Annotated in this window: 21 protein-coding genes and 1 other annotated feature; of the genes, 12 read left to right on the top strand and 9 right to left on the bottom strand. The window is 55.0% G+C overall.

The annotated features are described in order from the left end of the window. Positions 1-35 precede the first annotated feature (35 nt). Both B1H58_RS01740 and B1H58_RS01735 read right to left on the bottom strand, forming a co-directional pair. Complete coding sequence (locus tag B1H58_RS01740) at positions 36-3,185, bottom strand: multidrug efflux RND transporter permease subunit AcrB (protein WP_085067692.1); 3,150 nt, start codon at positions 3,183-3,185, stop codon at positions 36-38. Positions 3,186-3,202: 17 nt separating this feature from the next. Then, positions 3,203-4,399, bottom strand: a complete 1,197-nt coding sequence (locus B1H58_RS01735) for an efflux RND transporter periplasmic adaptor subunit (RefSeq protein ID WP_085067691.1) — start codon at positions 4,397-4,399, stop codon at positions 3,203-3,205. Between the two features lie 140 nt (positions 4,400-4,539). Between B1H58_RS01735 and acrR the strand changes: the two genes are divergently transcribed. Beyond that, complete coding sequence (acrR, locus tag B1H58_RS01730) at positions 4,540-5,190, top strand: multidrug efflux transporter transcriptional repressor AcrR (RefSeq protein ID WP_085067690.1); 651 nt, start codon at positions 4,540-4,542, stop codon at positions 5,188-5,190. Here acrR and rsmS read toward each other — a convergent pair. Then, positions 5,177-5,332 carry a pleiotropic regulatory protein RsmS gene (gene rsmS, locus B1H58_RS01725; RefSeq protein WP_085067689.1) on the bottom strand — a complete coding sequence of 52 codons (156 nt, stop codon included), beginning with the start codon at positions 5,330-5,332 and terminating at the stop codon, positions 5,177-5,179. The genes acrR and rsmS overlap by 14 nt on opposite strands. Before the next feature lie 10 nt (positions 5,333-5,342). Then, the gene (locus B1H58_RS01720) at positions 5,343-5,585 is read right to left on the bottom strand and encodes a GlsB/YeaQ/YmgE family stress response membrane protein (protein WP_085067688.1); all 243 of its coding nucleotides are present in this window, start codon (positions 5,583-5,585) and stop codon (positions 5,343-5,345) included. 129 nt (positions 5,586-5,714) lie between these two features. Here B1H58_RS01720 and B1H58_RS01715 point away from each other — a divergent pair, with 129 nt between their 5' ends. The 9 genes from B1H58_RS01715 (at position 5,715) to B1H58_RS01675 (ending at position 15,283) form a co-directional block, all read left to right on the top strand. Continuing rightward, on the top strand, positions 5,715-6,092 hold the full coding sequence (locus tag B1H58_RS01715) for a DUF454 family protein (protein ID WP_085067687.1): 378 nt from the start codon (positions 5,715-5,717) through the stop codon (positions 6,090-6,092). 208 nt (positions 6,093-6,300) lie between these two features. Then, positions 6,301-6,852, top strand: a complete 552-nt coding sequence (apt, locus tag B1H58_RS01710) for an adenine phosphoribosyltransferase (RefSeq protein ID WP_085067686.1) — start codon at positions 6,301-6,303, stop codon at positions 6,850-6,852. Between the two features lie 79 nt (positions 6,853-6,931). Then, complete coding sequence (dnaX, locus tag B1H58_RS01705; RefSeq protein ID WP_085067685.1) at positions 6,932-8,875, top strand: DNA polymerase III subunit gamma/tau; 1,944 nt, start codon at positions 6,932-6,934, stop codon at positions 8,873-8,875. After that, positions 8,217-8,278 (top strand) — a sequence feature (DnaX frameshifting element). Its footprint overlaps the gene before it by 62 nt. Positions 8,876-8,929: 54 nt before the next feature. Next, positions 8,930-9,259, top strand: coding sequence for a YbaB/EbfC family nucleoid-associated protein (locus B1H58_RS01700; RefSeq protein WP_085067684.1), 330 nt, complete (start codon positions 8,930-8,932; stop codon positions 9,257-9,259). Continuing rightward, a complete protein-coding gene (gene recR / locus B1H58_RS01695) occupies positions 9,259-9,864 on the top strand; it encodes a recombination mediator RecR (RefSeq protein WP_085067683.1) in 606 nt (201 codons plus the stop codon). Before B1H58_RS01700 ends, recR begins: the two co-directional genes overlap by 1 nt. 103 nt (positions 9,865-9,967) lie before the next feature. After that, a complete protein-coding gene (gene htpG / locus B1H58_RS01690; RefSeq protein ID WP_085067682.1) occupies positions 9,968-11,836 on the top strand; it encodes a molecular chaperone HtpG in 1,869 nt (622 codons plus the stop codon). 249 nt (positions 11,837-12,085) lie between these two features. Next, positions 12,086-12,730, top strand: coding sequence for an adenylate kinase (gene adk / locus B1H58_RS01685; protein WP_085067681.1), 645 nt, complete (start codon positions 12,086-12,088; stop codon positions 12,728-12,730). A 231-nt stretch (positions 12,731-12,961) separates the two neighbouring features. Then, positions 12,962-13,921 (top strand): ferrochelatase, encoded by a 960-nt coding sequence (gene hemH / locus B1H58_RS01680; RefSeq protein ID WP_085067680.1) that lies wholly within the window; start codon positions 12,962-12,964, stop codon positions 13,919-13,921. Positions 13,922-13,978: 57 nt separating this feature from the next. Next, positions 13,979-15,283 carry an inosine/guanosine kinase gene (locus B1H58_RS01675; protein ID WP_085067679.1) on the top strand — a complete coding sequence of 435 codons (1,305 nt, stop codon included), beginning with the start codon at positions 13,979-13,981 and terminating at the stop codon, positions 15,281-15,283. A gap of 35 nt (positions 15,284-15,318) precedes the next feature. Here the strand turns inward: B1H58_RS01675 and ybaL are convergent, their stop codons facing one another. Then, positions 15,319-17,010, bottom strand: a complete 1,692-nt coding sequence (ybaL, locus tag B1H58_RS01670; RefSeq protein WP_085067678.1) for a YbaL family putative K(+) efflux transporter — start codon at positions 17,008-17,010, stop codon at positions 15,319-15,321. A 503-nt stretch (positions 17,011-17,513) separates the two neighbouring features. Here ybaL and ushA point away from each other — a divergent pair. Beyond that, on the top strand, positions 17,514-19,226 hold the full coding sequence (gene ushA / locus B1H58_RS01665) for a bifunctional UDP-sugar hydrolase/5'-nucleotidase UshA (protein WP_085072209.1): 1,713 nt from the start codon (positions 17,514-17,516) through the stop codon (positions 19,224-19,226). Between the two features lie 45 nt (positions 19,227-19,271). Here ushA and B1H58_RS01660 read toward each other — a convergent pair whose 3' ends face one another. Beyond that, positions 19,272-19,697, bottom strand: a complete 426-nt coding sequence (locus tag B1H58_RS01660) for a multidrug/biocide efflux PACE transporter (protein ID WP_085067677.1) — start codon at positions 19,695-19,697, stop codon at positions 19,272-19,274. Positions 19,698-19,819: 122 nt separating this feature from the next. On the opposite strand from B1H58_RS01660, the gene B1H58_RS01655 reads away from it, so the two are divergent. After that, positions 19,820-20,686, top strand: coding sequence for a LysR family transcriptional regulator (locus tag B1H58_RS01655; protein WP_085067676.1), 867 nt, complete (start codon positions 19,820-19,822; stop codon positions 20,684-20,686). Here B1H58_RS01655 and ybaK read toward each other — a convergent pair. From ybaK to copA, 3 genes are all read right to left on the bottom strand, one after another. Further along, positions 20,683-21,162, bottom strand: a complete 480-nt coding sequence (ybaK, locus tag B1H58_RS01650; RefSeq protein WP_085067675.1) for a Cys-tRNA(Pro)/Cys-tRNA(Cys) deacylase YbaK — start codon at positions 21,160-21,162, stop codon at positions 20,683-20,685. The genes B1H58_RS01655 and ybaK overlap by 4 nt on opposite strands. A gap of 167 nt (positions 21,163-21,329) precedes the next feature. After that, a complete protein-coding gene (locus B1H58_RS01645) occupies positions 21,330-22,133 on the bottom strand; it encodes a TraB/GumN family protein (RefSeq protein WP_085067674.1) in 804 nt (267 codons plus the stop codon). A 116-nt stretch (positions 22,134-22,249) separates the two neighbouring features. Continuing rightward, positions 22,250-24,835: a copper-exporting P-type ATPase CopA gene (gene copA, locus B1H58_RS01640; protein ID WP_085067673.1), complete on the bottom strand. Its 2,586-nt coding sequence runs from the start codon at positions 24,833-24,835 to the stop codon at positions 22,250-22,252. Positions 24,836-24,990: the final 155 nt, after the last annotated feature.

Below are 24,990 nucleotides of genomic sequence, written 5' to 3'. Positions count from 1 at the left end.
GAGGCCACATAAAGTGGCCTCTGGTTAACGCATTATTAATGCTGATGCTCTACAGGATGGCCCTGTTCCAGCTCTTCCTTATGTTTACTGAAGCGGCGGCGCACCACCACAAAGAACACAGGAACAAAGAAGATAGCCAGCACAGTCGCCGTTACCATGCCGCCCATGACACCGGTACCTACCGCGTTCTGCGCGCCAGAACCTGCGCCAGTACTGATAGCCAGCGGCAATACGCCGAGGATGAATGCCAGGGAGGTCATCAGGATAGGACGCAGACGCATACGGGTTGCTTCCAGCGTAGCTTCCACCAGTCCTTTCCCTTCTTTTTCCATTAGATCTTTGGCGAATTCCACAATCAATATCGCGTTCTTCGCTGACAGCCCCACGGTAGTTAACAGGCCTACCACAAAGTAGACGTCGTTACTCAGACCGCGCAGCGTAGTGAAGATCAGGGCACCAATCACCCCTAACGGCACTACCAGCATAACGGCGAACGGAATTGACCAACTCTCATAGAGCGCTGCCAGACACAGGAACACCACAATCAGTGAAATGGCGTAGAGCGCAGGTGCCTGGTTGCCGGAAAGGCGTTCCTGATAGGACATACCGGTCCAGTCATAGCCTATACCCTGCGGCAGCTGTGAAGCCAACTGCTCCATCAATGCCATGGCATCACCCGAGCTGCGGCCTGGCGCGGCCTGGCCCAGGATCTCCATAGAGGGCAGTCCGTTATAGCGTTCCAGACGCGGCGAACCATACTGCCACTGCGCTGAAGAAAAGGCAGAGAAGGGCACCATGTCACCGTTAGACGCGCGCACGTACCACTTATTGATATCGTCCGGCAGCATACGTGAATCGGCTTTACCCATCACATAAACTTTTTTCACGCGGCCGCGATCGATAAAGTCGTTAACGTACGAGCCACCCCAGGCAGCGCCCAGCGTGGTGTTGATATCAGAAATGGAGACACCCAGCGCCTGTGCCTTTTCCTGATCCACTGTCAGCTTGTACTGCGGCGTATCTTCCAGACCGTTGGGGCGTACGCCCACTAACGTATCAGGATGCTGTGCCACCATGCCCAGCAACTGATTACGCGCCTGCATAAGCTTGTCATGGCCCAGGTTACCCTGATCGATCAGTTCAAAGTCGAAACCGGTGGCGTTACCCAGCTCGATAATTGCCGGCAGGTTAAATGGAATAACCATGGCATCTTTAATTGAGCTGAGCGCCTGCATGGCGCGACCTGCAATAGCTGGCACCTTGTTTTCTGCGCCGCCACGCTCTTCCCACGGCTTAAGGCTAACGAAGGCGATACCGGTGTTTTGTCCGCGACCGGCAAAGCCGAAGCCGTTAACGGTAAACACCGACTTAACGCTGGCTTTCTCTTTGGTCAGGAAGTAGTGAGTGACCTCATCCAGCACCTTCTGCGTACGCTCCTGCGTTGCGCCTGCGGGTAACTGAGCCTGGGCTAACAGCAGACCCTGGTCCTCTTCCGGCAGGAACGAGGTAGGCAGACGCATAAACAGCACGGCCATGCCGATTACGATCAGCAGATAAAGCAGCAGATAACGACCGGTACTGCGTACGATATGCCCAACGCTATCTACATAGTGGTTAGTGCTCTTATCAAACAGGCGGTTAAACCAGCCGAAGAAGCCGGTGGTTTTGCCGTGATCGCCTTTTTTGATCGGCTTCAGCATGGTGGCGCAGAGCGCAGGAGTCAGGATCAATGCCACAATCACCGACAGCACCATTGCGGAAACAATCGTAATGGAGAACTGACGATAGATAACCCCGGTCGAGCCACCAAAGAAGGCCATAGGAACAAATACGGCGGAGAGAACCAGCGCAATACCTACCAGCGCGCCCTGAATCTGCCCCATCGATTTACGCGTCGCTTCTTTTGGCGACAGCCCTTCTTCGGCCATAACGCGCTCGACGTTCTCTACCACCACGATGGCGTCATCCACCAACAGGCCGATAGCCAATACCATCCCGAACATCGTCAGGGTGTTTATCGAGTAGCCGAACGCATTAATAATGGCGAAGGTCCCTAACAGAACAACCGGTACCGCAATGGTCGGAATGAGCGTTGCGCGGAAGTTTTGCAGGAACAGGTACATCACCAGGAACACCAGCACAATGGCTTCAAACAGCGTTTTTACCACCTCGAAAATCGAGATTTTAATAAACGGCGTGGTGTCATACGGGTAAACCACTTTCAGCCCGGCAGGGAAAGTGGGGGAAAGACGCGCCAGCTCAGCTTTTACCGCTTCGGCAGTATCCAGCGCGTTAGCGCCGGTTGCCAGTTTAATACCGAGACCGGCAGCAGGCTGTCCGTTAAAGCGCGCGATGATTTCATAGTTCTCACCGCCCAGTTCAATTGTTGCCACATCACGCAGACGAACCTGCGATCCATCAGCATTCACTTTCAGTAAGATCTTACCGAACTCTTCCGTGGAGGTCAGACGCGTTTGTGCAATAATCGAAGCATTAAGCTGCTGGCCTTTCACCGGCGGCGTACCGCCGAGCTGACCGGCTGCTACCTGGGCGTTCTGCGTAGAAATCGCATTCACCACGTCAACCGGCGTTAGCTGGTAGTTATTCAGCTTATGCGGGTCCATCCAGATACGCATGGCGTACTGCGCACCAAACAGCTGGGTATCGCCCACGCCGGTGGTACGGCTGATAGGGTCTTTGATGTTTGAAGAGACAAAGTCCGCAATATCATTCTGCGTCATGCTGCCATCTTCACTTACAAAGCCTGCCACCATCAGGAAGCTGCTGGAGGATTTTCGAACCTGGATACCCTGCTGCTGAACTTCCTGCGGCAGAAGCGGCATTGCCAGCTGCAGTTTGTTCTGCACCTGCACCTGAGCGATATCCGCGTCAGTACCAGACTGGAAAGAGAGGGTAAGCTGCAACGCACCGGATGAATCGCTATTGGAGGACATATACATCAGTCCATCAATACCGTTCATATTTTGTTCAATAACCTGGGTTACTGAGTCCTGCAGCGTTTTAGCATCCGCGCCTGGGTAGTTTGCGTTGATCTGTACCGCTACGGGAGCAACGTTTGGATATTGCTCAATCGGCAGCTTAAGAATCGATAGCGCACCCGCCAGCATGATAATGATGGCGATTACCCACGCAAATATGGGGCGATCGATAAAGAACTTAGCCATGTATCAGTGGCTCCTGTTTAAGACTGAGGTTTTTCAGATTGCTGTTGCGACTGCTGCTTCGCTTTCGCATCATCTGTTACTTCCTGTGGCGTGACCTGTGCGCCAGGTTTTGCACGTTGAATGCCGACCGAAATCACGCGATCGCCAGCCTGTACGCCCTGGGTTACCAGCCATTTATCACCAATCGCCTGCTGAGCGGTCACGTTACGCATGGCCACTTTATTATCCTGACCCACCACCATTACCGTTGCCTGACCGGTTGGCGTGCGGGTTACCGCCTGTTGCGGAACCAGGATAGCGTTTGGATTGGTGCCTTCTTCCAGACGCGCACGAACAAACATACCCGGCAGCAGACGATGATCCGGATTCGGGAACACCGCACGCAGCGTAATCGAGCCGGTTGTCTCATCAACGGTAACATCAGAGAATTCCAGGGTACCCGGATGCTGATATTCGGTACCATCAGGCATCATTAGCGTTACGTTGGCTTTGCCGTCGGTTTGCTTTAACTGGCCCGACTCCAGCTCGTTACGCAAGCGCAGATATTCGTCGCTGGACTGGGTCACATCGACATACATCGGATCGAGCTGCTGTACGGTCGCCAGCGCATCGGTTTGCCCGGTTTGCACCAGCGCGCCTTCGGTCACGGACGATTTGCCGATACGGCCGCTAATAGGAGAGGTGACCCTGGTGTAGGCCAGATTGATGCGCGCCGTCTCCACGTTGGCTTTGGCGACGGCTACTGCGGCAGCCGTCTGGCTCTGCGTGGCCATCGCCTGATCGTAATCCTGCTGGCTGATATATTTGGTGCCCAGCAGCGGCTGATAACGTTTTACCGTTACTGCGGCGATTTGCGCGTTGGCCTCAGCCTGCGCCAGATCGCCTTTCGCGCTGTTGTAAGTGGCCTGATAAGGCGCCGGATCGATCTGGTACAGCGATTCGCCAGCCTTAATGTCAGTGCCTTCCACAAAGTTGCGTTTCAAAATAATGCCTGACACCTGCGGACGCACTTCAGCCACGCGATAAGCGGAGGTTCTGCCCGGTAGCTCAGTCGTAATTTTCAACGGTTCGCTTTTTAATGTTACTACGCCAACCTCAGGCGCCTGCTGTTGTTGGCCCGCCTGCTCGGACTTATCATCACATCCTGTTAGCAAAAAGCTGCCTGAAAGCATCAGGGCGGCCGCCAGAGGCGTTAACCCTCTGTTATTTTTCATAAATCAACCTCGAGTGTTCGATATCGATTGGTCAATGGATCACAAACTGTTGAGCCATTGCTGCGTTTAAATTATGGTCATGCTATGGTACATACATTCGCAAATGTATGTAAATCTGCCGCTTGGTAAAAGCACTCACTATGGCACGAAAAACCAAACAGCAAGCCCTTGAAACACGGCATCAAATTCTTGACGCCGCCATCGCACGCTTTTCGGAATTCGGTGTTTCAGCGACCTCGCTTGCTGATATTGCCACCGCGGCTGGCGTAACGCGTGGCGCTATCTACTGGCATTTTAAAAACAAGACCGATCTGTTGAATGAGATCTGGGCGCAGTCTGAGTCTGGCCTGGAGGACGTTGAGCAAGAGTATCAGGCAAAATACCCAGACGATCCACTTTCTGTGATGCGCGCCATGCTGCGTTATGTTTTTGAAGCGCCAGCACGCGACCAACGGCGGCGCTCACTGCTGGAAATTATTTTTCATAAATGTGAATTTGTGGGTGAAATGCTGCCGTTACAGATTATGCAGCAGAACCTCTATCTGGAATGTTACGAAAAGATAGAACAGTCCCTGAGCCATTGCATCAAGGCCGGACAATTGCCAGCCGAGCTTAATATGCGGCGGGCGGCGATTGTGATCCGTGGCTATGTTACCGGCATTGTCGAAAACTGGCTGTTTATGCCAGACAGCTTCGATATTGAACAGGATGCGCCGATCCTGGTGGAAACGCTGATTGATATGCTAAAAACCAGTCCCAGTCTCAGCCAGCCTGCCTTCAGCCAGATATAGAGGACTGCTGTTTTTTTTCAAAATCGCGGCGCACAATTTCCAGCGCAGCCAGTACGGTTTCTGGCGGGATCTCGTTTTGTTCCAGCAGCATAATCAGATCCACCGCCAGTTTTATCTCATCAGAGGCGCTTTCCAGCGACATGTTGTGCTCCTTAACGTCGTATAATACGTGCAACCGCCGTCAACAGTAATGCGCCCGCCAGTGCCAGCAACAGCGCGCGCGGATGCAGGCTGGCCAGCGTACCCCAGTTAAAATACACGCTAACATAGCCGCCGACCAGGGCGCCGATGGTCGCTAAAACCAACGTTGGCAGCCAGCTGCCGCGCCCTGGTATCAGTTTGCTTGCCGTCAGACCAACCAAGAGACCCACAACCAGCCAGGATAACAGTCCCATAGTGATGTCCTTATTAAGCGCCAATTTTAAACCAGTAAATAACAATAGATAAAATAGCCTGTCAGCGGCTGCAGCACAGCCTGCGGGCTGTGATAAAGTGATCCCGGTAGTTTTTTCACGGGACAGGGCATGCAGCGTATCATCTTACTGATTATTGGCTGGTTGGCGATCGTGCTGGGCACGCTGGGTGTGGTTTTACCGCTGCTGCCGACCACGCCGTTTATTTTACTGGCTGCCTGGTGTTTTGCCCGTTCTTCTCCGCGCTTTCATCAATGGCTGTTGTACCGCTCCTGGTTTGGCGTGTATCTGCGTCACTGGCAGCAATACCGTGCGCTGCCACCGGGCGTAAAACCGCGCGCCATATTGCTTATTATCTGTACCTTTGCCATGTCAATCTGGCTGGTGAAAATCTTCTGGCTGCGGATTATGCTGCTCTGTATGTTAGCGGCGCTGCTGCTGTTTATGTGGCGGATGCCGGTGGTCGCAGGGGATAAAACCGAGGGTTAAGGCATAAATTGACTTTTTTACCTCATCGATTTTCAAACACTTAAACTGCCAGCATGGCAAACAGAGTTGCATTTGTCCTGCGGTTTGCTTAGATTTGTTCGTTTTCGTGCGTGGCTTCCCTGATTTCCTTATTTTTCGTCTGCGGAATTATCCGTCAGCGTAAGGCGAGGCTGCGCGAGTCAGTTTAGTATTCACCAGGCATAACATTATGACCGCGACTGCACAGCAGCTTGAATTTCTTAAAGACAGTATTAAAAGCGTTCCGGACTATCCGAAACCGGGTATCCTGTTTCGTGATGTTACCAGTCTGCTGGAAGATCCGCGCGCTTTCGCCACAACGATTGATCTGTTCATTGAACGCTTCCGCGATCGGGGAATTACCAAAGTAGTGGGTACCGAGGCGCGTGGCTTCCTGTTTGGCGCGCCGGTAGCGCTGGGTCTGGGCGTTGGCTTCGTGCCGGTGCGTAAGCCGGGCAAACTGCCGCGGGAAACCTATAGCGAAACCTACGATCTGGAATATGGCAGCGACCAGCTTGAGCTGCATCGCGATGCGATTAAGCCAGGCGATGTGGTGCTGGTGGTGGACGATCTGCTGGCTACCGGCGGCACCATTGAAGCGACCGCTAAGCTTATCCGTCGCGCCGGTGGTGAAGTGAAAGACGCCGCCTTTGTGATCAACCTGTTCGATTTGAACGGCGAAGCCCGCCTTAACGCGCTGGGTATTGATTGCTACAGCCTGGTCGCTTTCCCGGGCCACTGAGTTTCCCGCCTTCAGCCTCGCCGTAGCGGCGGGGCTGTGTTAGCATGTCCCACTGGTTTTCAACACATCTTGTGAACGAATGAGTTATCAGGTCCTTGCCCGCAAGTGGCGTCCACAAGCGTTTTCCGATGTCGTTGGTCAGGAGCATGTATTGACTGCGCTGGCGAACGGTTTGTCGCTGGGACGAATCCACCACGCTTATCTTTTTTCCGGCACCCGAGGCGTCGGGAAAACTACCATTGCGCGTTTGCTGGCCAAAGGGCTCAACTGCGAAACCGGTATTACTGCCACGCCCTGCGGCGTTTGCGATAACTGCCGCGAAATTGAACAGGGTCGCTTTGTCGATCTGATTGAAATCGATGCCGCCTCGCGAACTAAAGTTGAAGACACCCGCGATCTGCTGGACAACGTGCAGTACGCCCCCGCGCGTGGTCGCTTTAAGGTCTACTTGATCGATGAAGTGCATATGCTGTCGCGTCACAGCTTTAACGCACTGCTGAAAACCCTTGAGGAGCCGCCAGCGCACGTTAAATTCCTGCTGGCCACCACCGATCCGCAAAAGCTGCCGGTGACCATACTTTCCCGCTGCCTGCAATTCCATCTTAAAGCGCTGGATGTCGATCAAATCCGACAGCAGCTGGAATATGTGCTGGAGCAGGAAAATATTACTGCGGAGCTGCGTGCCTTGCAGCTGCTGGCGCGTGCGGCGGACGGCAGTATGCGTGATGCGCTGAGTCTGGCCGATCAGGCGATTGCCAGCGGCGAAGGGCAAGTCACTACTGAAAGCGTCGCCGCGATGCTGGGCACGCTGGATGACGAGCAGCCGCTGGCTTTAATCGAGGCACTAGCCGCCGCCGATGGTCAGCAAACCATGTCGCTGCTGCAACAGGCGGCCAGCCGTGGCGTTGAATGGGAAGCGCTGCTGGTGGAGATGTTGCGTCTGCTGCATCGTATCGCCATGATCCAGCTGCTGCCTTCAGCGCTTAGCGAGGAGTATGCGGCAGTGGAGCAGCGTCTGCGTGAACTGGCGCGCGTGGTTCCGCCTGCCGATGTGCAACTCTATTACCAAACCATTCTGATGGGGCGTAAAGAGCTGCCGCTGGCGCCCGATCGTCGCATGGGCGTAGAAATGACGCTGCTGCGCGCGTTGGCTTTTCACCCGCAGGTAGAGATCGCCGAGCCGGTCACGCGACCGGTGATGACGCCGCAGCCTAATGTACAAACGCCGCCTTCCGCCGCCGCCGCCGCGTTTTCCGCTCCGGAAGCGGCGCAACCGCAGCCGGCACCTGCCTCTGGCGCGCCGGAGGCGCCTCTGCCCGACACAACCAGCCAGCTACTGCAGGCGCGTACTCAGCTGTTGCGCCAGCAGGGAGCAACCAAAACAAAAAAGAGTGAGCCGGCAGCGCTAAGTGCGCGGCCGGCAGGCTCGGCGCTGGAACGTCTCGCTCAGGTAACGGAGCGCGCCGCCAGACGACCAGCGGCAGAACCGGCAGCGCCAGCGAAAAAAGAGGCCTACCGCTGGAAAGCGCAGAATACGGTGGCCGAAAGCGAAGCGCCGCAGGTAGCGACGCCGAAGGCGCTGCGTTCCGCGCTGGAGCATGAAAAAACGCCGGAGCTGGCCGCCAGACTGGCTGAGGAAGCTCTGGAGCGCGACGCCTGGGCCGCTGAGATCGCCACGCTGACATTGCCGAAACTGGTGCAGCAGCTGGCGCTCAACGCCTGGAAAGAGGAGACGGCGCAGGGGATTTGCCTGCATTTACGCAGCAGCCAGCGTCATCTTAACTCCACTTCAGCACAGCAGGTATTAACCGAAGCATTAAGCAATGCCAGCGGTAAGTCGGTTGAATTGACTATCATTGAAGATGATAATCCTGCGATATTGACGCCTCTGGAGTGGCGTCAGAAGATTTATGAAGAAAAACTGGCGCAGGCGCGTCAGGCCATCATTGCGGATAGCCATATTCAGACGCTGCGTCGTTTTTTTGACGCCGATCTGGATGAGGAGAGTATTCGCCCCGTTTGAATCGCCGCATAACCGGTAACGGCTTACGCGGCCCGAGCAAAAAGAGAGAACGCTATGTTTGGTAAAGGCGGTTTGGGTAACCTGATGAAACAGGCCCAGCAGATGCAAGACAAAATGCAGCAGGTACAGCAAGAAATTGCTGAAATGGAAGTCACCGGCGAATCTGGCGCTGGCCTGGTTAAAGTCACCATTAACGGTGCGCACAACTGCCGTCGTGTAGAGGTGGATCCAAGCCTGCTGGAAGATGACAAAGATATGCTGGAAGATCTGGTCGCTGCGGCTTTCAACGATGCGGCGCGCCGTATCGCCGAAGCGCAGCAGGAAAAAATGTCATCCGTTTCCGCCGGCATGCAGCTGCCGCCGGGCTTTAAGATGCCGTTCTGATGCAAACCAGCCCTTTGCTGGAATCGCTAATGGAAGCGCTGCGCTGTTTGCCGGGCGTTGGTCCGAAATCAGCACAGCGCATGGCGTTTCAGCTATTGCAGCGCGATCGCAGCGGAGGCATGCGCCTGGCTCAGGCGCTGACGCGCGCTATGTCAGAGATTGGTCACTGTACGGACTGCCACACCTTTACCGAACAGGAAATTTGCACCATCTGCGCGAACCCGCGTCGCCAGCAAAACGGGCAAATTTGCGTGGTAGAAAGTCCGGCAGATATTCATGCCATCGAGCAAACCGGGCAGTTTGCCGGACGTTACTTTGTGCTGATGGGGCATCTTTCACCGCTGGACGGCATTGGCCCGCATGATATTGGGCTGGACAGGCTGGAACAGCGGCTGGAAAAAGAGACCATTCAGGAAGTGATCCTGGCGACCAACCCCACGGTGGAAGGCGAAGCCACAGCGAACTACATCGCCGGACTTTGCGCGCAGTACGGCGTGGATGCCAGCCGTATCGCGCATGGCGTGCCGGTTGGCGGCGAGCTGGAAATGGTTGACGGCACCACACTGTCGCATTCGCTTGCCGGACGCCATAAGATTAAATACTGACCACTTGCTGGCACATTCTCATGTGCCAGCTTGAAAATAGTTTTCCCATCCCCATCTCTTCCTCAACGTTCGATAAACCTGTTTCAGTTGAGGTAGCAAAACCATGAAAGGACAAGAGACGCGTGGTTTCCAGTCAGAAGTTAAACAGCTTCTGCACCTGATGATCCATTCCCTCTATTCGAATAAAGAGATCTTTCTGCGCGAGCTGATTTCCAACGCTTCAGATGCGGCGGATAAGTTGCGCTTTCGCGCACTTTCCACGCCGGATCTGTATGAAGGCGATGGCGAGCTGCGCGTTCGGGTTTCTGTCGATAAGGAAAACCGCACGCTGACGCTGAGCGATAACGGCATCGGTATGCGTCGCGATGAGGTAATCGAGAACCTCGGCACCATCGCTAAATCGGGCACCAAAGCTTTCCTCGAGTCGCTTGGCTCCGATCAGGCAAAAGACAGCCAGCTGATTGGTCAGTTCGGCGTCGGCTTTTATTCTGCGTTTATCGTTGCCGATAAAGTCACCGTACGTACCCGCGCGGCGGGCGCGACGCCGGAAGAGGGCGTGTTCTGGGAATCTGCCGGCGAAGGCGAATACACCATTGATGACCTGACCAAGGCGGATCGCGGCACTGAAATCACTTTGCATCTGCGTGAAGGCGAAGATGAGTTCCTCGACAGCTGGCGCGTACGCAATATCATCAGTAAATATTCCGATCACATCGCGCTGCCGGTTGAGATCGAAACCAAAGATGAAGAAAACGACACCACCAGCTGGGAAAAAATCAACAAGGCGCAGGCGCTGTGGACCCGCAACAAAGCGGAAGTCAGCGATGAAGAGTACAACGAATTCTATAAGCATATCGCTCATGACTTTAGCGATCCGCTGACCTGGAGCCACAACCGTGTAGAGGGCAAACAGGAATATACCAGCCTGCTCTATATTCCGGCGCGCGCGCCATGGGATATGTGGAACCGCGACCATAAACATGGCCTGAAACTTTATGTTCAGCGCGTCTTTATCATGGATGACGCTGAGCAGTTTATGCCGAACTATCTGCGCTTTGTGCGCGGCCTGATCGATTCCAACGATCTGCCGCTGAACGTCTCGCGTGAAATTCTGCAGGATAACCGCATTACGCAAAACCTGCGCAGCGCGCTAACCAAACGCGTTTTGCAGATGCTGGATAAACTGGCCAAAGATGATGCTGAAAAATATCAGCAGTTCTGGAGTGAGTTTGGCCTGGTGCTGAAAGAAGGCCCGGCTGAAGATCACGCGAACCAGCAGGCGATCGCGAAACTGCTGCGCTTTGCCACCACCAGCAGCGAAGGCGCGGCGCAAACCGTCTCGCTGGAAGAGTATGTCAGCCGCATGGTGGAAGGGCAGGAGAAGATCTATTACATCACCGCCGACAGCTATGCCGCAGCGAAAAGCAGCCCGCATCTGGAGCTGTTCCGTAAGAAAGGCATTGAGGTTCTGCTGCTCTCCGATCGTATCGACGAGTGGATGATGAGCTACCTGACCGAGTTCGATGGCAAAGCCTTCCAGTCAGTGAGCAAAGCGGACGAAACGCTGGATAAGCTGGCTGACGAAGAGAACGAAGCGCATAAAGAAGCGGAAAAGGCGCTGGAGCCGTTTGTTGATCGCGTGAAAACGCTGCTGGGCGAGCGGGTGAAAGAGGTACGTCTGACGCACCGTCTGACCGATACGCCTGCTATCGTGACCACCGACGCTAATGAAATGAGCACCCAGATGGCCAAGCTGTTTGCAGCGGCCGGACAGGCGGTGCCGGATGTGAAATACATCTTTGAGCTGAACCCGGATCACGCGCTGGTGAAACGCGCGGCGGATACGCAGGATGAAGCGCGCTTTGCTGAATGGGTTGAGCTGCTGCTCGATCAGGCGCTGTTTGCTGAGCGCGGTACGCTGGAAGATCCGAACCAGTTTATTCGTCGCATGAACCAGCTGCTGCTGGCCTGAATATCATCAACGTAAGCGTTAAGCCGGCCAGTGCGCCGGCTTTTTTACCTCGGCATGGATTCTGAAAAACAGCGGTCCCTTGCCGTCAGGCTGGATCCTATGGATAAATCGGTTAATGATAGCCGCAGGTAACGCACCCATTATCGCCAGAGCCGCTTCCAGACCCGTTTCCTTGTGATGATCGGGGCTTAATGGTATGTTCTTGGCCTTCTCAGTTAGATCAAAGCGATTCGCAAGGGGATTTACGCAATGCGTATTATTCTGCTCGGCGCTCCGGGCGCAGGTAAGGGTACACAGGCTCAGTTCATTATGGAGAAATACGGTATTCCGCAAATCTCCACGGGCGACATGTTACGTGCGGCGGTAAAAGCCGGTACGGAGCTGGGCAAACAGGCGAAAGCCATTATGGATGAAGGCAAACTGGTTACCGACGATCTGGTTATCGCGCTGGTAAAAGAGCGTATTGCCCAGGATGATTGCCGTAACGGTTTCCTGCTGGACGGTTTCCCGCGCACTATTCCGCAGGCCGATGCGATGAAAGACGCTGGCATCAAGATTGACTGCGTACTGGAATTTGATGTGCCGGACGAACTGATCGTTGAGCGTATCGTTGGTCGTCGCGTTCATGCGCCTTCTGGCCGCGTGTATCACGTTACCTTTAATCCGCCGAAGGTGGAAGGCAAAGACGACATCACCGGCGAAGAGCTGACCACGCGTAAAGACGATCAGGAAGAGACTGTTCGTAAGCGCCTGGTGGAATACCATGAAATGACCGAGCCGCTGGTGGCTTATTATCAGCAGGAAGCGCAGGCGGGTAATACTCAGTACCATAAAATCGACGGTACGCGTAAAGTGACCGAAGTCAGCGCTGAGCTGGCGAAAATTCTGGGCTAACGCGCCGCGTTGGTTCCATTGTCAGGAATATCCGCTGGATATTCCTGATTCCTCCTCTTTCTGCCCGTGTTTCCCATTCTTTCTCCCTGTTTCGCACTATCCTCTATACTTTGCCGCTAAGCGTTTTCATCTCTTGTAAGGAAAGGTTTTTCCGGCGAGCTTATCTGTCTCAGCCAGGGTAAAATCAGTGCGTAAAACGAATTAATCCATTTGAAAAAACAGGGATATACGATGAGGCAAGATAAACCCGGCGTCTTGCTGGTCAACCTGGGTACGCCCGATGCGCCAACCACGCCAGCGGTTAAACGCTATCTGAAACAGTTTCTCAGCGATAAGCGCGTGGTTGATACGCCGCGCTGGCTCTGGTGGCCGATTCTGAACGGCGTCATTCTGCCGATCCGCTCTCCGCGCGTATCAAAGCTGTATGCGTCGGTATGGATGAAAGAGGGCTCGCCGCTGATGGTATTCAGTCAGCGTCAGCGTCATGCGCTGGCCGCGAAGCTGGATATTCCCGTCGAGCTGGGCATGAGTTACGGCAATCCCAGCCTGAAAAGCGCGGTCGACAGTCTGATGGCGCAGGGCGTAACGCGCCTGATTGTGCTGCCGCTCTATCCGCAGTTCTCCTGTTCAACGGTGGCGGCAGTATGGGATGGATTGAGCAGCGTTTTCGCCGGCTATCGTTCGATGCCAGACGTGCATTTTATTCGCGACTATGCTGAGCATCCGGCCTATATTGCCGCGTTGAAAGCGTCCGTTGAACGCTCCTTCGCGCAACATGGAAAGCCCGATCTGCTGGTAATGTCTTATCACGGTATTCCACAGCGTTTCGCCAACGAAGGCGATGACTACCCGCAGCGCTGCCGCGATACAACCGAGGCGCTGACGCGTGCGCTTGGACTGAGCGATAGCGAAGTGATGATGACCTTTCAGTCACGTTTTGGCCGAGAACCCTGGCTGACGCCTTATACCGATGAAACCATGCGTGGCTTACCGGCGAAAGGTGTGCGCCATATTCAGATTATGAGCCCAGGCTTTTCTTCTGACTGTCTGGAGACGCTGGAAGAGATCAGCGAACAGAACCGTGAGTTCTTTATGCATGCCGGCGGTGAAAAGTTTGAATATATCCCGGCACTGAATGACGACGCTGAGCACATTGATATGATGCTGGCGCTGGTGAATGCGCATCGCTGAGTAACGGCGGGGAGTGTGATATCATTCTCCGCCTGTTTATTCTGAAGCTATCAACCCATGAAATTTCCCGGCCAACGCAAATCCAAACACTATTTTCCCGTCAACGCCCGCGATCCGCTGTTACAGCCTGTCCAGCCTGAAAGTGAAACCGGCACCAGTTGGGTCGTCGGTATCGACCAGACGCTGGTAGACATTGAAGCAAAAGTGGATAACGCTTTTGTGGCGCGTTACGGACTCAGCGTTGGCCACTCGCTGGTCATTGAAGATGATGTGGCGGATGCGCTCTATGCCGAGCTGATGCGTGAAAATCTGATCACCCATCAGTTTGCCGGGGGCACCATCGGCAACACCATGCATAACTACTCGGTGCTGGCCGATGACCGCTCGGTGCTGCTGGGCGTGATGTGTAATAACGTGCAGATTGGCGGTTACGCCTATCGCTATCTTTGTAATACCTCCAGCCGGACCGACCTTAACTATCTGCAGGGTGTGGATGGCGCTATTGGCCGCTGCTTTACGCTCATCAGCGATAACGGCGAACGGACTTTTGCCATCAGCCCTGGCATGATGAATCAGCTGCGACCGGAGAGTATTCCTGAGCAGGTGATTGCCGGCGCTTCAGCGCTGGTGCTGACATCCTACCTGGTGCGCTGCAAAGCAGGAGAACCGATGCCGGAAGCCACCATGCAGGCGGTGGCCTGGGCAAAGCAATATAACGTGCCGGTGGTGCTGACGCTGGGAACCAAACATGTGATTGCCGAAAATCCGCAGTTCTGGCGTGACTTCCTGCGCGAGCATGTCGCTATTTTGGCGATGAACGAAGAGGAAGGGCTGGAGCTGACCGGTCATGCCGATCCGCTTCTGGCGGCGGATAAAGCGCTGGAGTGGGTAGATCTGGTGCTGTGCACCGCTGGTCCAAACGGGCTTTACATGGCGGGCTACACCGAAGAAAGCGCGAAGCGACAAACCAATCTGCCGCTATTGCCTGGTGCGATTGCAGAATTTAACCAGTATGAGTTCAGCCGTGCAATGCGCTATCAGGATTGTCAGCAGCCGCTGCGCATCTATTCGCATATCGCTCCCTATATGGGCGGGCCGGAAAAGATCATGAACACCAATGGCGCAGGCGATGGCGCGCTGGCAGCGCTGCTGCATGATATTACCGCTAACAGCTATCACCGTAATAATGTGCCTAACTCCAGCAAACATGTGCGTAACTACCTGACTTATTCTTCTTTGGCTCAGGTCTGTAAATATGCTAACCGGGTGAGTTATCAGGTACTGAATCAGCATTCGCCGCGCCTGACACGCGGCCTGCCGGAGCGGGAAGATAGCCTGGAAGAGGCGTACTGGGAGCGTTAATCCACAAGAGCGCGGCGTAACGCCACGCGCTCTGTTTATGAAGGGTTAGGTGGCGAGACGATGGGCCGCGTTTCCAGCCCGGATTTCAGCATCGCCAGCATACTGTTGGCGATCTCCCGTTCGCCCATAATGACGTTATCAGCGCCGCGCTCCAGAATGTAATGCACTTCATCGTCATAATGTGCGCGGGCGATAATCTCCAGATGCGGATGTTTTTCACGTGCTGCCGCGATAATTTCACCTGCCTCATAGCCGTTGGGAATGCTCATTAACAGCCAGCGTGCGCAATCCAGACGCGCCAGCTCCATGGTTTCAGCACGCGCCGCATTACCTAAAATAACCCGGATGCCTTGCTCACGCAGCGCTTCAACGCGCGGGCGTGAATGCTCTATCACCACAATTGGGATTTCAGCCTCTGTTAGCAACTGGCCCACCAGGCTGCCCACACGACCATAACCAACAATCACCGCATGGTTACAGATATTGACCGGGATCTGTTTTTCTTCTTCCGTGGCCTCTTCCAGACTCTGCTCTTCGAAATTCTCATTTTTATCCAGATAGCGTTCGAGCAGAGTAAACAGAATCGGGTTGAGCATAATCGACAGAATCGCGCCAGCCAGCACCAGGTTACGCCCTTCATCGCTGAGTATATTCAGTGAAATACCCAGACCGGCAAGAATAAAGGCGAACTCACCGATTTGCGCGAGGCTGACAGAGATAGTCAGCGCGGTGCGCCGCGAATGGCCCAGCAGAGTCACCAACAGCCAGGCCGCCAGCGACTTACCGAAAACGATAATAGCCAACACGCCCAGCACCGCCAGCGGCTGCTGAATAAGTATCATCGGATCGAACAGCATGCCCACGGAAACGAAAAAGAGTACGGCAAAGGCATCGCGTAACGGCAGGGTGTCGTGCGCGGCGCGATGGCTTAACTCCGACTCATTCAGCACCATGCCAGCGAAGAAGGCGCCCAGCGCAAAGGAAACATCAAAAAATTCCACGGCACCAAAGGCGATGCCGAGCGCCAGCGCCAGCACCGACAGCGTAAACAGCTCGCGTGAGCCGGTGGCGGCGCTGTGTGCCAAAATCCAGGGGACGACCCGACGGCCTACCACCATCATCAGCACCATAAAGGCGGCGACCTTACCGATGGTAAACAGCAGATCCCATGCCAGCAGCGCAAAGCTGGCATTGCCTTTTTCCATCATACCGGCAATCGCTGGTAGCAGTACCAGCGTGAGGACCATAACTAAATCTTCAACAATCAGCCAGCCTATCGCAATCTGACCGCGCTGTGTATCGATCAGCTGGCGCTCTTCCAGCGCCCGCAGCAGCACAACGGTACTGGCGGTAGAGAGACAGAGACCAAACACCAGTCCGGTCATCCATTCCCAGCCCAGCGCCATGCTCAGCCCCATTCCCAACAGCGTGGCAACGGTAATTTGCGCAACAGCGCCCGGAATGGCGATCGCTTTGACCGCCATAAGATCTTTCAGCGAGAAATGCAGCCCGACACCAAACATCAGCAGAATAACGCCCAGCTCCGCCAGCTCCTGCGCCAGACCCATATCTGCAACGAAACCCGGCGTAAAGGGACCTGACAGAACGCCCGCCAGCAGATAGCCCACCAGAGGAGAAATGCGTAGCCTGCTGGCGAGCATTCCTAAAAGAAAGGCGAGGACAAGGCCTCCAACGATGGTGGTAATCAGCGGGGTGCTGTGGTGCATGCTTTCTCCTTCTGTGTAACTGTGTCCGGTTGTAAATAGTGTAAAACAATATTGGCTCATCGGCTTGAAAATAAATGGATAAAAACTTAAAAACAGGAAGGTTGGCTAAAAAAAGGGGATTGAGCGCGATTTGTTTTGCTTATGGCCTATAAGGCTTGATAAAGAGGGTGTTCTGTTATTGCCTGGGTTGCAAAAAAGGTGAAGTAATAAGAGCTAATTTGTCATATTAGATTAATGAAATGGCAGTAAAAGACCATAAAGATGAAGAGACTACTGTTTCACTGTTAATTTTCTGCCGTGACAAAATTAGTGTCGTAGAGTAGCTGGCAGCATTGCGGGGCTGGCGCACTTCAGGCATAACTAGCCTTCGCATAGCGTCTGCGTTACAAATCCGCAGGCTTGCCTTACTATTATGGCAGCAAATGCCAGTCTGCTACCGACTGACCCGGTCAGAAAGCTTGTCGACAAGGAGAATAACGTTGCGTTTTATCAATACTCTTATCATGGGCGGGATACTCTCCCTGAGCATGCTTTCATCGCAGGCGCAGGCCTGGGAAAAGGGGCGCGTCTATAAATTTACCGTACTGCATACCAACGATCACCATGGACGCTTCTGGCATAACGAACAGGGCGAATATGGTCTGGCGGCGCAAAAAACGCTAATGGACGCCATTCGCTATGACGTGCAGGCGCACGGCGGCGCGGTACTGATCCTCTCCGGCGGCGATATCAATACCGGCGTGCCGGAATCGGATCTGCAGGATGCGGAGCCCGATTTTCGCGGTATGAATCTGGTTGGTTATGATGCGATGGCGATCGGCAATCATGAGTTTGATAATCCGCTTTCCGTCCTGCGTCAGCAGCAAAAATGGGCCAAATTTCCTCTGCTCTCGGCCAACATTTATCAAAAAAGCAGCGGCCAGCGTCTTTTCCAGCCCTGGGCGTTATTTAACCGGATGGGGTTGAAAATAGCGGTTATCGGCCTGACCACCGATGACACCGCCAAAATCGGCAATCCCGAATACCTGACGGATATCGAATTCCGTCCTCCGGCCAGCGAAGCGAAGCAGGTAGTGGAAGCGCTGCGCGCCAGTGAAAAGCCGGACGTGATTATTGCCGCCACCCATATGGGGCACTACGACGACGGTAAGCATGGTTCTAACGCGCCGGGTGATGTGGAAATGGCGCGCGCCTTGCCGCAGGGCTATCTCGATCTGATTGTAGGCGGCCATTCTCAGGATCCGGTATGCATGGCGCAGGATAACCTGAAGCAGGTCGATTATGTTCCCGGCTCGCCCTGCGTGCCCGATCGTCAGAACGGCACCTGGATTGTACAGGCGCATGAGTGGGGCAAATATGTTGGCCGGGCCGACTTTACTTTCCGTGACGGCGTGTTGACGCTGGAAAATTATCAGCTGATCCCGGTTAACCTGAAGCACAAGGTGAAGAACAGCGAAGGCAAAGATGAGTGGATTAACTACCAGCAGGAGATCGTGCCGAACAGCGCCATGATGAAGCTGCTGACGCCCTTCCAGAAAAAAGGCGAGGCGCAGCTGAATGTGAAAGTCGGCAGCGTTGACGCGCGGCTGGAAGGCGATCGCAGCAAGGTGCGTTTTGTGCAGACCAATCTGGCGCGCCTGCTTCTTGCTTCGCAGATTGCCCGCACCAAAGCGGACTTTGCCGTGATGAGCGGCGGCGGAGTGCGCGATTCGATTGAGGCTGGCCCCATCAGCTATAAAGATGTGCTCAAAGTCCAGCCGTTCGGCAATACGCTGTGCTGGGTTGAGATGAAAGGCAGCGAAGTAGAGAAATATCTGGCGGTGGTGGCGAATAAGCAGGTGGATTCCGGTGCGTATGCGCAGTTTGCTAATGTCAGTCTGATCGCAGACGGGCAGGGCGTGAGTGAGGTAAAAATCAACGGCGAGCCGCTGCAGGCGGAGAAAACCTACCGCATGGCAACGCTGAGCTTTAACGCCAACGGCGGTGATGGTTATCCGATTATCAATACGCTGCCGGGCTTTGTGAATACTGGTTTCGTGGATGCGGAAGTGCTGAAGCAGTATATCGAACAGCATTCACCGCTGAAGGCGGAGGCGTATGCGCCGAAAGGCGAAATTATTTATCGTAGCGCGGCGGAAAAGCAGGAACTGGAAAAGCAGGAGAGCCGCCGCCGTAGTTATCCCCAGATGATTCTGGCCTGGCTCAGCGGTAAATAGTGTTGTCAGGCCCGTGGGTTTACGCGACGGGCCTGAATTTAACCGCTATGGCAGGGGGGCGCGCCATTTTTCCCGCAGTTTGTCCCATATCCAGTTATAAACCACCGTGTAGGGCAGAAAGAACAGGAAGAAGCCAACTTCCAGCATAAATGCCTGAAGCAACCCAATGCCCAGCATCATCGACGCAACCGGCAGGCCAATAAGAATAAAACCGCCTTCAAAGCAGAGGGCATGCATTATGCGCAGCCACAGTCCGCGCTTGATCCGGTCGCGTGGAAAGAGCCGGTCAAACACGGCGTTATAAATAATATTCCACACCATAGCGATGGTTGAAAGCGCCAGCGCCAGTGCGCCTATCTGAAACAGCGGTTTGTTCATCACCGCCGCCGCCAGCGGCGACACGATCAGGATAGCCAGCGCCTCAAAACCTACCGCGTGTAATACGCGTTCTTTAAACGAACGGGACTGCATAATATCTCCTTCAGAGCCAGGCCATGGCCTTTACTGCACAGGCTCTTAGTAAGCCGGCCCTTATTTTCGCCGCGCTCTGGGTTAGAATGAAGTTATCTCCCATCGAAAAAAGCGATAGAACTATGCGTTACTCACCGGAATCATTGCAGGCTTTTGTCCAGACGGTGGAAAAAGGATCTTTTTCTGCGGCGGCGCGCGCACTGGGAAAAAGTCAGTCTACCGTTAGCGCCGCAATTGCCAATCTGGAAGCGGACCTGGGGTTTAAACTGTTTCATCGCGCCGGGCGTGAACCGGTACTGACCGAAGCAGGGGAGCATGCGCTGCGTCAGGTACAGGAGATTTTGTCAGCCAGCCAGCGACTTGATGAACTGGCCGTGCGGCTGTCAGATAATATTGAGCCGCGTCTGAGTATGGCGATTTCCGATTTCTGGCAGGCGGATCATCATGAGCAACTGCTGAAGCGTTTTGCTGCACGCTATCCGCATATAGAGTTCGAATGCATGATCGCTGAGGATGAAGATGTTATCGATCTTCTGCAAAGCAATCGTATTCATCTTGGCGTTATTCGCGTGCAGACAGCGTTACCTGTGACCATCGCCGCCTCGCGTTTGCAGGTCCAGGCGCAAATGGCGGTATTTATTCATCGCGACCATCCGCTTAGCGCACAGAGTCAGGTAAGTCAGGCGGAGCTGGCGCAGGTCAGGCAGCTAAAGCTCAATACCTGGGCTGGCGTAAGGGAAAATATTTCATGCGGCCAGGTCTGGTCGGCACCTTCATATTTGCTGCTGCTGGAGATGGCGGAGCAGGGGTTTGGCTGGTCAATTCTGCCGCGCTGGCTGGTGGAGCAGTTTGGTCACGGCGTATTGCATATGCTGCCGGTTGCGGGCTGGCCGCAAAATATTGCGGTGGATGCCGTCTGGTCAACGCGTACCCCGCCGGGACCGGCAGGGCGCTGGATGATCGATCAGCTTTGCGCGCAGCGTGCCTAATCCTGACGCGCGATATCTACCAATATTGCCTCTAACAGCGCAGCTAGATCGCTGGCGGCCAGTTCTATATCCAGACCGCGCTTGCCGCCCGAAATAAAGATAGTGGGAAATGTCGCAGCCTGACTGTCGATAACCGTTGGCAGACGTTTCTTTTGCCCCAGCGGGCTGATGCCGCCAATCAGGTAGCCGGTAACGCGCTGAGCCTGCTGCGGATCGGCCATCTCCGCTTTTTTCGCGCCCAGAGCTTTCGCCACTTTTTTCAAATCAAGCTGGCTGGCGACCGGCGTTACCGCGACGGCCAGCTGTTTGTCGTCGCCGTTCAGCGCCACCAGCAGCGTTTTATATACCTGCTGCGGATTCAGGTTAAGCTTACGCACCGCCTCATCGCCGAAGTGCGTTTCGTTGCTGTCATGCTCATAGGGATGCAGCGTAAAGGAGATCTTTTTCTTTTCCAGCAGTTTAATTGCGGGCGTCATTGCTTTTTCCTGACAGTGAAAAATTACAATCTGGTGAAAAATAGCGCTGGTGAAATCATCGGCTTTGAGAGAAAATTGCCTTGCGTCAGTAATTCAGTTGCTGATGAATAACCAAAATCATAAACAAATTCCTCTTTGACGGGCCGATAGCAATATTGGCCTTTTTTTTATCTGCGTCTTAACAGTTCAGGCAAATTATTCTCGCCGTAGAGATGCAGCGCGCCAACCGCCACAACATAACGCCCCGGCGGCAGTGCGCGCAACAGACTATTCCAGCGCTGGTTGCGCTGGCGCATCAGCAGATCGTTTAGCTCAGTGCTGAAGGTGGTCGGCAAGGCGGTCCGGCTCTGCTGCGGCGGCTTTTCCAGCCACCAGCTAATCATGGTTTGCAGCAGACGGGCATTGGTATGCCAGTGTTCCAGCGTATCCGCCAGCAACGACTGACCATTTTCCGGCAGGGTTTTAAGAATATCGAGCTGCTCGCTGGCACCTTCCAGTTCGATGATGCGTCGCCCCTGCGCCTGCGCTGCCTGCAACAATTGATAATCGATACCGTAATCGGGACGGAGTCCCAGCCGCTGTGCCTGTTGCGCCTGAAGCATCAGCGCGATTTGCCATAAAGGCAGCGCCTCGAGCTGTGCCAGATTAAGATTCATTTCATCACACAGGCGGCTCAGCTGCTGCAGAGTGGCGTCATCCACTCTTTCTGCCAGCGGGGGCTGTGCCTCGCTGTAGGTAAAGGGAGAGGCGCTGCCGGTGATATCCGCTTCAACAATCAAAGCATCCGCTTTTTCCAGACGCTCCAGCAGTTGCGGGGGCAGCGGCATCATATTGCGGGTGCCCATATGAATACTGCCGACAAGGTGCAGTTCGCGCTTGCCAGGCAGCCAGATATCCGTGGCTGGCCAACGGTAATGCTCTGGAACCAGCATGCGAAACAGCATTGTCAGGTTGTGCCGCCATCTATCCATTCTTTCACCCTTTGCTGCCAGTAAACTCCTCATGCTAGCGGTTTCACTTACCGATGAACAGGTGAAAGCGCTGACTTCCGTTCAGGAAGCCAGCACCAGGAGCAGGGAAAATCGTGTTACTGTCCGGGGGGCTGAAAGCGCAACAGCCGGTTAGCGTTGCTCACCACGGTGATCGAGGAGAGCGCCATCGCCGCACCGGCAATAACCGGACTGAGCAGCGTGCCGGTCAGGGGCCAGAGCACGCCAGCTGCGACAGGTATCGCCAGGGAATTGTAGATAAAAGCGCCCAGCAGGTTCTGCTTCATATTACGCAGCGTGGCTTTGGCAATCGCCAGCGCATCGACCACGCTGTGAAGATCGTGACGCATCAGCGTAATGGCAGCGGTTTCGATCGCGACGTCGCTGCCGCCGCCCATGGCAATTCCGACATCGGCCTGAGCCAGCGCGGGCGCATCATTAATTCCATCACCAATCATCGCCACTTTATGACCCGCCTGCTGCAACTGAACAATTGCCGCCGCTTTGCCGTCCGGCAACACACCCGCAATCACCCGATCCAGCCCGGCCTCGCGCGCAATGGCATTGGCAGTGATTTCATTATCCCCGGTCAGCATAATCAGCTGATAGCCCAGCCCATGCAGGCGCTGCAGCGCGCTAACGCTCTCTTTACGCAGCGGGTCGCGGATTGCCAGCAGGCCAGCCAGCTGACCTTCCACCGCCAGAAATACCGGCGTCGCGCCTTTAGCCGCCTGTTCACTGGCAAGCGATGCGGCCTGTTCCGCCCCAATCTGCTGTTGCGTCAGCAGGGCAGCATTGCCCAGCAGCATCGGCTTGCCTTCCAGCTGGGCGCTAACGCCCATACCGCGCAAAGTGCGAAACTGGCTGTTTTCCGGCAGGGCCATGTCCCCGGCGCGATCGCGAATTGCTTTCGCCAACGGATGGTTGGATCCTTGCTCCAGCGCCGCTGCCCAGCGCAAGACCTGCTCTTCGCTAAAGCCGTTAAAAGTAATGATCTGCGTAACCTGAGGCGCGCCCTGCGTTAGCGTCCCGGTTTTATCAAATACCAGCGTATCCAGTTCGCTGGCGCGCTGTAGCGCATCGGCATCGCGCACCAGCACACCAAACTCCGCCGCTCGCCCAACGCCTGCAATAATCGACATCGGTGTCGCCAATCCTAAGGCACAGGGACAGGCGATAATCAGCACGGTAGTGGCAATCACCAGCATATAGACCATTGAAGGCTGCGGGCCGAAGAAATACCAGACGGCGGCGCTGAACAGCGCGATTGTAACCACCACCGGTACAAAGACGGCGGAAATACGATCGGCCAGCTGTCCGATTGCCGGTTTACTGCTCTGTGCCTGACGCACCAGCTGGATGATGCGCGACAGCGTGGTATTCTTACCGACGGCGCTGGCGCGGAATAGCACGCTGCCGTCCTGTACCAGCGTACCAGCATGTAAGGCTTCGCCTGTCGATTTTTGCTGCGGCAGCGGCTCGCCGGTCAGCATCGACTCATCCAGCCAGGCCTCACCTTCGGTGATAATGCCGTCAACCGGAACGCGATCGCCTGTAGCCAGCCGTAAAACCATTCCCGGCTGAACGTCGCTTAACGCAACGGCTTGCTCGCCATCAGGGGTGACGACACGTGCCGTGGCTGGGGTTAAATCCAGCAGCCGCTCCAGTGCTTTTGACGAACGCTGACGCGCCCGCTGCTCCAGCGCATGACCCAAATTAATCAGGCCGATAATCATGGCGCTGGCTTCGTAATAGAGATGACGTGCGGCGGCCGGGAAAAATTCTGGCCACAGATTAACGCTGATGGAATAGATCCAGGCCGCGAGCGTACCCAGCGCAACCAGCGTATCCATTGTGGCGGAGCGGTTCAGTAGGCTGCGCCACGCGCTGCGATAAAAATGGCCGCCTGCGACCACCATCACCAGCAGTGTCAGGACGCCGACCACCAGCCAGCCACTACGGTTGCTGGCGGTCAGCATCATATTGTCGCCGAACATGCCATAAATCATCAGCGGTACGCCAAGCGCCAGCGCCAGCGCTGACTGCCAGCTAAAACGCCGCATCGCCTGGCGCGCGCTGACCTGTTGTTTTTCGCGCCGCTCGCTCTCATCGCTAATCACTTCAGCGCTGTAGCCCGCAGCCGTTACGGCGGCAACCAGCGCATCTGGCTGCACGGAGCCCATTACCAGAGCGCTGCGCTCGGCAAGGTTAACGCGTGCCCGCTGTACGCCTTCAACCTGGGCTAACGCTTTTTCAACCCGGCTCACGCAACTGGCACAGCTCATGCCGTCGATTAACAGCTGATAGTTCTCTGCGGCTTCATCAGCCTGCGTTGAAAGCGCCGCGCTATGCGCTGCGGCGTCGGCTTTAGTTGAAAAGTGTGCATGACCCGCTACGGGCTCGGCCTGAGCGGGAATTGATACCTTATCCGCTGCCAGCTGGCTTTCTGATGCTGACAGCGGTTCAGGCTTTGGGTGCGCATTGTCCTGCAGACTCGCCTGGTAGCCCGCCTGCTCAACGGTAGCGATCAGCACTTCTGGCGCGGCATCGCCGGTCACCCGCGCCTCGTTCAGCGAAACCTCGGCTTGCTGTACGTCCTGACGCTGCTCCAGCGCCTCTTTTACGCGTTTAACACAGTGGCCGCAGGTAAGACCATCAAGCGCTAACAGAGTGGTATGTGACATAAGCTTTTCCCTCTTTTCAGGCATGAAAGATTATCAGAGCTGTAAGCTTAAACCTTCCATTAAGGGGAAGGTCAAGTTTTTAGCAGGTGAACGCTTTGCCATGATCGTCATTTTTGTAAAGCACAGGCGGCGGATCAGCGTTATCCTGCCTGCAA

The sequence above is a fragment of the Pantoea alhagi genome (assembly GCF_002101395.1).
GTDB lineage: Bacteria > Pseudomonadota > Gammaproteobacteria > Enterobacterales > Enterobacteriaceae > Mixta > Mixta alhagi.
This window is presented reverse-complemented; position numbering and strand designations above follow the sequence as displayed.